The 10,895-nt window shown below is 55.9% G+C and carries 9 protein-coding genes; 6 read left to right on the top strand and 3 right to left on the bottom strand.

Annotated elements, in window-relative coordinates; translation table 11 throughout:
- Nucleotides 1–55: 55 nt before the first annotated feature.
- The gene (gene cmoM / locus AB5Z09_RS02020) at nt 56–832 is read right to left on the bottom strand and encodes a tRNA uridine 5-oxyacetic acid(34) methyltransferase CmoM (protein ID WP_033113262.1); all 777 of its coding nucleotides are present in this window, start codon (nt 830–832) and stop codon (nt 56–58) included.
- A 101-nt stretch (nt 833–933) separates the two neighbouring features.
- Here cmoM and elyC point away from each other — a divergent pair, with 101 nt between their 5' ends.
- From elyC to pfkA, 3 genes are all read left to right on the top strand, one after another.
- Nucleotides 934–1,704, top strand: a complete 771-nt coding sequence (gene elyC / locus AB5Z09_RS02025; protein ID WP_368194522.1) for an envelope biogenesis factor ElyC — start codon at nt 934–936, stop codon at nt 1,702–1,704.
- A gap of 135 nt (nt 1,705–1,839) precedes the next feature.
- Entirely contained in the window at nt 1,840–2,595 is a 756-nt protein-coding gene (tpiA, locus tag AB5Z09_RS02030) for a triose-phosphate isomerase (RefSeq protein WP_139734732.1), read from the top strand.
- Between the two features lie 149 nt (nt 2,596–2,744).
- Complete coding sequence (gene pfkA, locus AB5Z09_RS02035; protein WP_005336840.1) at nt 2,745–3,716, top strand: 6-phosphofructokinase; 972 nt, start codon at nt 2,745–2,747, stop codon at nt 3,714–3,716.
- Between the two features lie 1,643 nt (nt 3,717–5,359).
- Here pfkA and AB5Z09_RS02040 read toward each other — a convergent pair.
- On the bottom strand, nt 5,360–6,601 hold the full coding sequence (locus tag AB5Z09_RS02040; protein WP_005352303.1) for a dicarboxylate/amino acid:cation symporter: 1,242 nt from the start codon (nt 6,599–6,601) through the stop codon (nt 5,360–5,362).
- A 270-nt stretch (nt 6,602–6,871) separates the two neighbouring features.
- On the opposite strand from AB5Z09_RS02040, the gene AB5Z09_RS02045 reads away from it, so the two are divergent.
- From AB5Z09_RS02045 to AB5Z09_RS02055, 3 genes are all read left to right on the top strand, one after another.
- Nucleotides 6,872–7,156, top strand: a complete 285-nt coding sequence (locus AB5Z09_RS02045) for a pyrimidine/purine nucleoside phosphorylase (protein WP_005336842.1) — start codon at nt 6,872–6,874, stop codon at nt 7,154–7,156.
- A gap of 154 nt (nt 7,157–7,310) precedes the next feature.
- Nucleotides 7,311–8,696, top strand: coding sequence for an L-serine ammonia-lyase (locus tag AB5Z09_RS02050; RefSeq protein WP_019445854.1), 1,386 nt, complete (start codon nt 7,311–7,313; stop codon nt 8,694–8,696).
- 275 nt (nt 8,697–8,971) lie between these two features.
- Nucleotides 8,972–10,342: an L-serine ammonia-lyase gene (locus AB5Z09_RS02055; protein ID WP_005336844.1), complete on the top strand. Its 1,371-nt coding sequence runs from the start codon at nt 8,972–8,974 to the stop codon at nt 10,340–10,342.
- Nucleotides 10,343–10,665: 323 nt separating this feature from the next.
- On the opposite strand, the gene AB5Z09_RS02060 is transcribed toward AB5Z09_RS02055, so the two are convergent.
- Nucleotides 10,666–10,895, bottom strand: a 230-nt coding sequence (locus AB5Z09_RS02060; RefSeq protein ID WP_368194523.1) for an integrase core domain-containing protein, incomplete at its 5' end; no start/stop codon positions are given.

Below are 10,895 nucleotides of genomic sequence, written 5' to 3' on the forward strand. Positions count from 1 at the left end.
GGCTACATCCGGTAGCATCGAAAACATGGTTCACATCGACGTGAACAGCGAGCAATCAGCTGGCCGGCTTCTGGGCCATTACATGGATATAGCGGCCGAGGGAAACAAAAGGCTCCTGACGGCAATATTGCTGCTCCATGGCCAGCAGATCGTCGAACTTCTCCACCTGATCCTGCTTGTGACGCATATAGTCGTGGATCACCCGCACCCCGGTCTTGCCGATGATGCGCAGCCCCCCGCGACCAATCCAGTCATAGACCTGCTCCGGCAGCTGGGGATTGGTGGGCGTAAGCGCAGTCTGACGCTTCTTGCGAAGGCCAAGGCGCACATAGTCAAAATTGCCCACCACCAGGCTCTGGAACAGCAAACCATGACGGTTGTAGAAAAGCAGCGACAGTATGCCCCCGGCATTGACGAAAGGGAACAGACCCAGCAAGGTCTGGCGCGGCTCGGCGAGCCACTCCAGCACCGCATGGCAGAGCACCAGATCAAAGGTACCGGTCACGTGTTGCTTCAGATCCTGGATGGGGCAATGGATGAGACGGATTTTGTCTTCCAGCCCCTTCTCGGCGATCTGGCTGCGGGCCAGTTCCAGCATTTCTGCTGACAGATCGCACAGCTCCACCTGATGGCCCATGGCCGCCAGCTTCTGGGCGAAATAGCCAAAACCGCCCCCTGCATCGAGGATGCGCAGCGGTCGGTTGCCAAGGCGGGCCAGGCAGGCTTCGATGTCGCTCCAGACAATGGTGGTGCGGATGCGCCCCTTGGTGGAGTCGTAAATGTTGCGGGCGAACTTGTCGGCGCGCCCGTCAAAACTCTGATCGTGCTTCAAGGAGAAACTCAACATTAGCGCCACAGGGTTGTGGCCATCCCAAAAAAGAGAGGTATTCTGTCACATCCCGAATTTGCTGAAAACTCAAGGAAGTGTCTGCCGTGTTTGTGCTCAAAAAGTGGCTGGGTCAGCTGTTGATGCCGCTCCCCTTCTCCCTCTCCCTGCTGCTGGTCGCCCTGCTGCTGCTCTGGTTCACCCGTTTTCAGAAAACCGGCAAACTGCTGGCCACTCTCTCGCTGCTCATTGTGGCGCTGATGGGAATGCGACCGATGAGCTATGAACTGGCCCGCGGGCTGGAACAAACCTTCCCGCCATTCGAGGTGAGCCAGCATCCCAACATCGAGGCCATCGTGGTGCTCGGCAATGGTCATGTCAGCGACCCGGCGGTGCCCGAGCGCTCCTGGCAAAACAATATTGCCCTGGCCCGCACTCTCGAAGGGGTTCGCCTCGCCCAGGCCTATCCCGACGCCGAGCTGGTTTTCTCCGGCTATGTATCGGGGGATACCCTCTCCAATGCCGAGGTCAATGCCCGGATGGCCGAGAGCCTCGGCATTCCCCGTTCGCGGATGACGTTGTTTGAAAACAACAAAGACACTCATGATGAAGCGGTCAGTATCAGCCGCCATCTGAAAGGAAAAGAGGTGGCGCTGGTCAGTTCGGCCACTCATTTGCCGCGTGCAATGGCCCTCTATCAGGGTCAGGGACTCAAGGCCGTGCCGGCCCCCACCGACTACACCGCCAAGCAGAGCCAGGTACCCCAGCCCCTCTACAGTTATTTACCCAAAGGGCGTTATCTGATGTATTCCGAAGCTGCCATCCACGAATGGATTGGGGTATGGTGGGCTCGCTTGCGGGGGCAGGTTAACGAATGAGCGATCAAGCGTTTCATTCCTGATTTGGATCAGGAAAGCGAAAAAAAATTACGTCATTTGCCGCCGGGTCAGCTATCTTGGGCTCGGTTCAATTCATATAATGTCGCGCAATCAAATGCCTAGGAGATTAAGAAGATGAGACAGCACCTGGTAATGGGTAACTGGAAACTGAACGGCACCAAAGCTTCTGTAGAAGCTCTGATCAAAGGACTGACCCCGGCTGCTGCCGCTCATCCTTCTGTACAAGTCGCCGTCTGCCCGCCGGTTATCTTTTTGGGTCTGGTTGAGCAACTGACCGCTGGCAGCAAGATTGCCTACGGTGCCCAGAACGCTGACGTTCACGAGTCTGGTGCCTTCACCGGCGAAAACGCCCCCTCCATGCTGAAAGCCTTTGGTTGCACCTACTCTCTGGTCGGCCACAGCGAGCGTCGTACCCTGCACGCAGAGACCGACGACGTGGTTGCAGCCAAGTACGAAGCCATCCAGAAAGGCGGCCTGATCCCGGTTCTGTGCATCGGTGAAACTCTGGAGCAGTTCGAAGCCGGCGTGACCAAGAACGTGGTTGAGACCCAGCTGAAAGCTGTTATCGACCGTTGCGGCATCGCCTCCTTCAACAACGCCGTTATCGCTTACGAGCCGGTATGGGCCATCGGTACTGGCAAGACTGCCACTCCGGAGATCGCTCAGTCCGTTCACGCTCACATCCGTCAGTACCTGGCCGGTTTTGATGCCACCGTTGCTGCCAAAGTACAGATCCTGTACGGCGGTTCCGTTACTGGCGCTACTGCTGCCGATCTGTTCGGTCAGCCGGACATCGACGGTGGCCTGGTCGGTGGTGCGTCCCTGAAAGTGGACGACTTTTCCCAGATCATCGCTGGCGCTGCCAAGTAATCGCTGATTACGGCAAAGAGAGGGGCTCGTCCCCTCTCTTGTATCGCTTTTCCTATGGTGGCCCCCGCATCCCATATGAAAGCCGATATAGTAAAAGTGGCTTGTCTATTTAAACATTCGTATTTGACAACTCAGATCCAGAGGCACTCATGACCAAACAAATCAAACGTATTGGTGTTTTGACCAGTGGTGGCGACGCACCGGGTATGAACGCAGCCATTCGCGCCGTGGTTCGCGCCGGTTTGCATCATGGCCTGGAAGTTTACGGTATTTATGATGGCTACCTCGGCCTGCACCAGGATCGCATCGTCAAGCTGGAGCGTCACAGCGTCTCCGACGTGGTGAACCGTGGTGGTACTTTCCTCGGCTCCGCCCGTTTCCCTGCCTTCAAAGACCCCGCAGTGCGCGCCGAAGCGATCGAAAACCTGAAAAAACACGGTATCGATGCGCTGGTCGTCATCGGTGGTGACGGCTCCTACATGGGTGCCAAGAAGCTGACCGAAGAGGGTTTCCCCTGTATCGGCCTGCCGGGCACCATCGACAACGATATCGCCGGTACCGACTTCACCATCGGTTTTGATACCGCCCTGAACGTGGTTGTTGACGCCATCGACCGTCTGCGCGATACCTGCAGCTCCCACCACCGTATCTCCGTGGTCGAGATCATGGGCCGCCACTGTGGCGATCTGGCCATGTCCGCCGCCGTTGCCGGTGGTGCCGAATATGTGATCGTACCGGAAGTGGCTTTCGACAAAGAGAAGCTGCTCAAGCAGATCAAGGAAGGCGAAGCCAAAGGCAAGAAGCACGCCATCATCACCATCTGCGAGCACGTTACCGACGTGAACGCCCTGGCGAAAGACATCGAAGCCCTGACCGGTCGTGAAACCCGCGCCACCATCCTGGGCCACATCCAGCGTGGCGGAGCCCCGACTGCCCGTGACCGCATCATGTCCAGCCGTATGGGGGCTTACGCCGTTGAGCAGCTGCTGGCTGGTCACGGTGGTCGCTGCGTCGGTATCCAGCGCAACGAGCTGGTACACCACGACATCATCGACTGCATCGAGAATATGAAGCGTCCGTTCGATCAGGAGCTTTACAACCTCTCCACCACCCTGTTCTAAGCCACGCGGCTTTTAACCGGCTGTTGATGACAAAAACCCTCCGTCGGAGGGTTTTTTAATATCTTACAAAAGCGGGTGCATCGGCACGCTGTGTGCCCCTCACTACAGGGTTGCCTGATTACCAACCCTTGCGCCATCTGGTTGATCACTAGCCTTCCCCTCCTCACAGCAACCGGCATCAGCCTACGAACAGAGTTCCGGTATCGTCGTGGATGTGTTTTATTACTGCGATCCGGATTGCGTTGACCTGTGCTCTGTCGCCCCTGAAACGAGCTTGTTCAGCCTCCTCGTCATACGCCGCTTTTTATATCTCAATCTTGTAGAAGGGATTCAGATATCTTACCCAACCATGCTCCGGCTCTGATCTCGTATTGCAATCACATGACTCACGCAGGTGCACCGCCCACGCAGATCGCTGCTCGCGCCCAGCCCAGCCCAGCCCAGCCCAGCCCAGCCAGAGAATACGCCTCTGCTCTATTGCGCACCTCACTCTTGCTGCGGCCATGTCTACTCCTAGGCCAACGGGGAAATTGGTGGTGATAAAACAGCCAGCTGCCACTCTGTATCCCCCCGATGCACCGCTCTCCTCCCTATGAACCCAGTGTATTGCTGTAAAAATGCGGAGACTCTGGACTGATAAAGTGATGGTGCGACAAGGGCTGGCAACCAGATTGTCTCCATAGACTTCTTTTGGATGGGCTATCTACGCCAGGAATCGTCAAACCATGTTCTTGCACGCTTTTAATGACTTTAATGATGCCATTATGAGAGGGATAACTTATAAAACCCTTTTAAAGACCCATATAAAACCCACCCAAAAGCCAACAAGAAAACACATAAGACATTGAATTTAAACACAATAAATATAACTGATTGACCTTTCATGGGTGGTGAGTAGCAATGGGTGACAAAATAAGCTCAACATGTAAAAAACAACAACTTCAACCCATACACTGATAAAATCCATCATTTTACAAACTTTACCCTTGTTTCATCCTTGCTTTACCCCCTTATTATGGTATCTTGACTACATCAACCAACAACTTAGGGAGAGAAAAATGAAAGAGCTTGTCGTTACTGCCGTTTTCACGGTGTTTTTCACCCTGGTTGCTGTCTCTCTGCCCTCACTGTCACAGTTCTGAGCCGGATAGAGAGGCATCAATCCGGACCGACCCTCTTTGTCATGTCTGTTTAATCGCCACCAACTGGCGCTTTTCAGTAATAATGCCGAGATGGTCAACATAGATATGATTTCATCACGTTGACGCTGTTTCTTTCGCCATTAAGGGTGTAGCCAGGATGGTTTAACCACACTCTGTTTGGCCTGATGGAGTTGAACCAGCAGCAGATCATATCCGAGGGGAGCCAAGCTCCCCTTTTTGTTACCCGCCATTTGGCAACCGCCCTACCCCGGCAGCCACAACAGGTTGTCCTGTCACCACACTACCCACGCCCACGACGATTGCTTTTCCCCCAGTGCTCTCTTGTGCCCCCCGCCCCCTTATGCCCGTTCGGCAGATATAAAAAAGCCCCCACCATCATGGCAGGGGCTCGCGTCACACAGTTTCAGCTCAAAGCTGTTATATCTCAGCGCAGGGCTATTTTAGCTTAGCTCAAAGCTGTTTTAGCCCAGCTCAGGGCTGTTATGCCTTGTTCCAACGCTGTGGGTCATATTCCGGGCTGAAGCGGTCAACAATGACAGCACAGGCCGCATCGCCGGTGATATTGAGGGAGGTGCGGATCATATCGAACAGTCGATCCAGCGCGAACAGCAGCGGCAACCCTTCGATGGGGATCCCGGCCGCCAGCAGCACTGCAACCACCAGGAAGCTTGGGCCCGGCACACCGGCCTGACCGATCGCGCCCAGAGTGGAGGTCACAATGATGGCTGCCCAGGCACCGACGCTCAGATCGATGTTGTAAACCTGCGCGAAGAAGATGGCGACCAGGCCGTAATAGATGGCGTTGCCGCTCATGTTGATGGTGGCACCCAGCGGCAACACGAAGGAGGCGGTCGCGTTGGTCACTTTCAGATCATGCTCGCAGGTCTCCATATTGACCGGCAGGGTCGCCATGGAAGAGGCGGTGGAGAAGGCCACGATCTGCGGCTTCTTCATGGCAGAGAGGTACTTCATCACCGGCGTGTTGGAGAACATCATCACCAGCAGCGGATAGACCACAAAACCGAAGATGAGGATGGCAGCCACATAAACCACGAACAGCTTGAGCACCAGGGTCAGCACGTCGAAGCCATAGGTACCGATGGCCTCAGCCATCAGACCGAACACCCCGAGCGGCGCGATGATCATCACCTTGTTGATCATCCAGACGAACGCATCCACCAGAGTATTGAGCCCATCGACCAGCGGTTTGGCCCGCTCGCGCGGCTGTTTGGCCAGCGCAATGCCGAGGAACATGCAGAACACCAGGATCTGCAGGATGTTCGCTTCGTTGAGGGAGTTGAAGACGTTGGTGGGGATCATGCCAAGCAAGGTGGCGACTGCATCCGGCAACGCCCCTTTATCGGCGTAGTCACCACCAAACATAGAGGCAACGGAAGCGAAATCGACCCCGACACCCGGTTTGAAGATCTGCCCCATTACCAGTGCCAGCAACACGGCCAACGCGGAGGTCACAAGGAAGAAAGCCAGCGTAGCCGCACCGATCTTGCCCGCCGCCGGGCTGGCGCCCAGATTGGCGGCGCCGGAGAGGATGGCAACCGCCACCAACGGGATCACCAGCATCTTGATCAGCTGGATAAACAGGGTACCGAGCGGTGCAAACACGGTGGCTTGTTCACCCATGAACGCGCCGACCACTGCGCCCAGTACCATGGCGACCACAACCTGGAAGCCGATGTTTTTAATGAGTCCTTTAGTTAACACAATATGTTCCTTTATGTAGCAAAATTCACACTTTTCCCAGTGCAATTAACCAAACAGGGGAATGAGCGGCTGCCCATTCCCCTGTTTGCGCGTGTTATCTCACATTTAATTGCTGTTTTAAATCAGCAAATCATTAACCTTGGCTATTAATAAGTTTGCGAAAAAGTGAAGATTCAAAGCGGTCTCGGCGATTTTTACCTCATCCCCCATGACAACTGGCAAAAGATTGTGCTAGTTTGGCTGCACAAACGTACACACAGGGATGTAAAGATGCTGAAAGTTAACGAGTATTTCGACGGAAATGTAAAATCCATCGGTTTCGAACAAAAAGGCGAGAAATCAACCGTCGGGGTGATGAACGCCGGTGACTACCTGTTCAACACCGCCGCCCCCGAACGGATGACAGTGATCAAGGGCGCCCTCACCATCCAGCTGGCTGATGAAGATGAGTGGCACACCTACAGCCAGGGTGAATCCTTCCTGGTAGCCGGTCACTCCTCCTTCAAACTGGAAGTGAAAACCCCCACTGCCTATCTGTGCGAATTTCTCGACTGATCAGGCCGGTTGAAGGGGATCAGCCCCTTCAACCTTCTTGGGCAATCCCCAGACCCATTATCTGTGTCCATGTCACAGCACCGCACATCCCCGCTTTCCATCCACGTCAAAAATCCTAGAATAAACAGACATAAACCATCACCGGATTGATGTCATGATCAGCGTGTTTGACCTGTTTTCCATCGGAATTGGCCCCTCCTCTTCCCATACCGTCGGCCCCATGCGTGCCTCTTACGCCTTCGTCCAGCAGCTCAAGCTGCAAGGCCATCTGCCACAGGTCACGCGGGTCGAAGTGGAGTGTTACGGCTCGCTGGGCCAGACCGGCAAAGGGCACGGTACCGGCAAGGCGATCATTCTGGGGTTATCGGGCTTTGAACCGGAATCGGTCGATATCGATGCGATTCCCGCCATTCTGGCTCGAGTGGAAAAGGAGCAGAACCTGCCGCTGGCAGGCGAACAACCAAGCCATTTTCCCCGCACCGGTGCCATCATCTTCAACCGCCGAAAAACCCTGCCGGCCCACACCAACGGCATGACTCTGCGGGCCTTTGATAAAGAGGAAAACCTGCGCTTCAGCCAGACCTACTACTCCATCGGGGGCGGCTTCATCATTGAAGAGAGCCACTTTGCTACCGCCAAAGAAGAGGCCGCCAAGTCCGATGCCGAGCACCCTGTCCCCTACCCGTTCGACAGCGGCGCCCAACTGCTGGCCCACTGTCAGGAGAGCGGCCTATCCATCTCGGGGCTGATCCTCGCCAATGAGCGGATATTTCGCAGCGATGAGCAGATAAAAGCGGGGCTGCGCAAGATCTGGCAGGCGATGCAGGGCTGCGTCGAGCGAGGCTGCAAAAGCGAAGGGGTGCTGCCGGGCGGCCTCAAGGTTCGGCGCCGCGCCCCGGGGCTGTTCCGCCAGCTAAGCTGCGAGACCAACTTCAACAAGGATCCGCTGATGGTGATGGAGTGGGTCGATCTCTTTGCGCTGGCGGTCAACGAGGAGAACGCCGCCGGTGGCCGGGTGGTCACCGCCCCCACCAATGGCGCTGCGGGCATCATCCCCGCCGTGCTGCACTACTACGATCGCTTCGTCCACAAGGTGGATGACGAGACGCTGATCCGCTACTTCCTCACCGCGGCTGCCATCGGCATCTTATATAAGAAGAACGCCTCCCTCTCTGGGGCCGAAGTGGGCTGTCAGGGGGAAGTGGGAGTCGCCTGCTCCATGGCCGCCGGTGCACTGACCGAACTGCTGGGTGGCAGCCCAGCCATGGTGGAGAACGCCGCCGAAATAGGCATGGAGCACAATCTCGGCCTCACCTGCGATCCCATCGGCGGACTGGTGCAGGTGCCCTGCATCGAGCGCAACGCCATGGGGGCGGTCAAGGCAATCAATGCCGCCCGCCTCGCCCTGCGCGGCACCGGCGAGCACAAGGTGTCGCTCGACAAGGTGATCAAGACCATGTGGGAGACCGGCAACGACATGAAGACCAAATACAAGGAGACGGCCCGTGGCGGCCTCGCCGTTAACATTACCGAATGTTAAAAAACGGCAAATGACTCCATTTGGTTCCGAAATACCCGGCATCGCCGGGTATTTTTATGGGCAAACGCTTAACAAAATGGATAAGCACAAAAATAAATTTTATACTCGCGCCTCAGATTCAACAAAAATAGATCTATTTCAACTTTTTTTAGGTCTGGAGCCGTTACACTACGGTTATCTGGTTCTGTGACCTGCGCTGACAAGCGCGTCCCATGGATCTCCCAAATTTCTGTGAGTGGGCATGCCGCCCCCTTCTACCCTGAGGTAATAGTGACATGATCAGCGTTTTTGATATCTTCAAAATCGGTGTAGGCCCCTCTTCTTCCCACACTGTTGGCCCGATGAAAGCGGCCAAACAGTTTGTTGACGAGCTGCGCGCGGGCGGCAAGATCCGCGATGTAACCCGGATCAATGTCGATGTCTACGGCTCCCTCTCCTGGACTGGCAAAGGCCACCATACCGACACCGCCATCATCATGGGCCTAGCTGGCAACCTGCCGGAAAATGTCGATATCGATGCCATCCCCGAGTTTATCTCCCGTGTTGAGCAGACCGAGCGCCTGCCGATTGGCCTGCACTGCCACACCGTCAGCTTCCCGCGTGACGCCATGGTATTCCACGACGAAGCCCTGCCGCTGCACGAAAACGGCATGAAGCTGACTGCCCTGATCGAAGATGAAGTGGTTTACAGCAAGACCTACTACTCCATCGGTGGCGGTTTCATCGTTGACGAAGAGAACTTCGGCAAGGCTGACAGCGGAGACATGTCCGTACGCTATCCGTTCAAGAGCGCCGCCGAGCTGGTTGCCCACTGCAGCCAAACCGGTCTCTCCATCTCTGCCCTGATGATGGAAAACGAGAAGTGCTTCAACACTCCGGAAGAAATCTACAAGAAGTTCGGCAAGATCTGGAACACCATGCGCGAAGGTATCGAGCGCGGCTGCCGTACCGAAGGCGTTCTCTCTGGCCCGCTGCGCGTACCCCGTCGTGCCGCGCCGCTCTACCGTCAGCTCAACACCAACGAGAACCTTTCGAGCGATCCGATGAACATCGTTGACTGGGTCAACATGTTCGCTCTGGCCGTGAGTGAAGAGAACGCTGCCGGTGGCCGCGTGGTCACTGCCCCGACCAACGGCGCTGCTGGTATCATCCCGGCCGTACTGGCTTACTACGACAAGTTCATCCAGCCGGTTGGCCGCGACGAATACACCCGTTTCTATCTGGCAGCCGGTGCCGTCGGCATCCTCTACAAGATGAACGCCTCCATCTCCGGCGCCGAAGTGGGCTGTCAGGGTGAAGTGGGTGTCTCCTGCTCCATGGCCGCTGCCGGTCTGACCGAGCTGATGGGCGGTAGCCCGGAGCACGTCTGCGAAGCTGCCGAAATCGGCATGGAGCACAACCTGGGTCTGACCTGTGATCCGGTTGCCGGTCAGGTACAGGTGCCTTGCATCGAGCGTAACGCCATCGCAGCCATGAAGGCAGTCAACGCCTCCCGTATGGCCCTGCGTCGTACCTCCAAGCCGCGCGTCTCCCTGGACAAGGTGATCGAAACCATGTACATCACCGGCAAGGACATGGACTCCAAGTACCGTGAAACCTCCCGTGGCGGTCTGGCCATCAAGGTGATGCAGGTTGCCTGCGAATAAATAGGGGTTAACCCTCATCTGAACAAAGGCGGGATATCCCGCCTTTTTTATTGCCCGAATGGGATGCCGGGCACTTATACCGGCATACCGACCATTTCACTGCAGGGCGTCGCTGATATACCCCTGCTACGCCACCGCAATGCGGATTGCCTTGTCTGCATACCTCTCTAATTACATCCCTTGATTAACTCGTCTCAATGGATTGGAAGCGACGTTCTACCCTGCCAGTAACCTTTACCCGCTATCTTGCCCCGGTCACGGTTTCACAACTAATCGATATCGAGATGCCCCCTCAGCTCAATATCCCCCTTTGGTTGTAGTGGTCAACTAAATCCGGACACTTGGTTAGGCCGAACCTCGGCTTTTGCTGGCGTCATCCCGTCATTGTGTTGATGTGGACGCCGCCAGTTGTAGTAATCCATCAGGTAATAACTGATATCCCGCTTTGCTTCCCGCAAGCTCATATATCCCATAGCCGGGAGCCACTCTGACTTCAGGCTTCTGAACAACCGTTCCATCGGGGCGTTATCCCAGCAGTTGCCACGCCGACTCA

The sequence above is a fragment of the Aeromonas sp. R2-2 genome, from assembly GCF_040908355.1.
Lineage (GTDB): Bacteria > Pseudomonadota > Gammaproteobacteria > Enterobacterales > Aeromonadaceae > Aeromonas > Aeromonas veronii.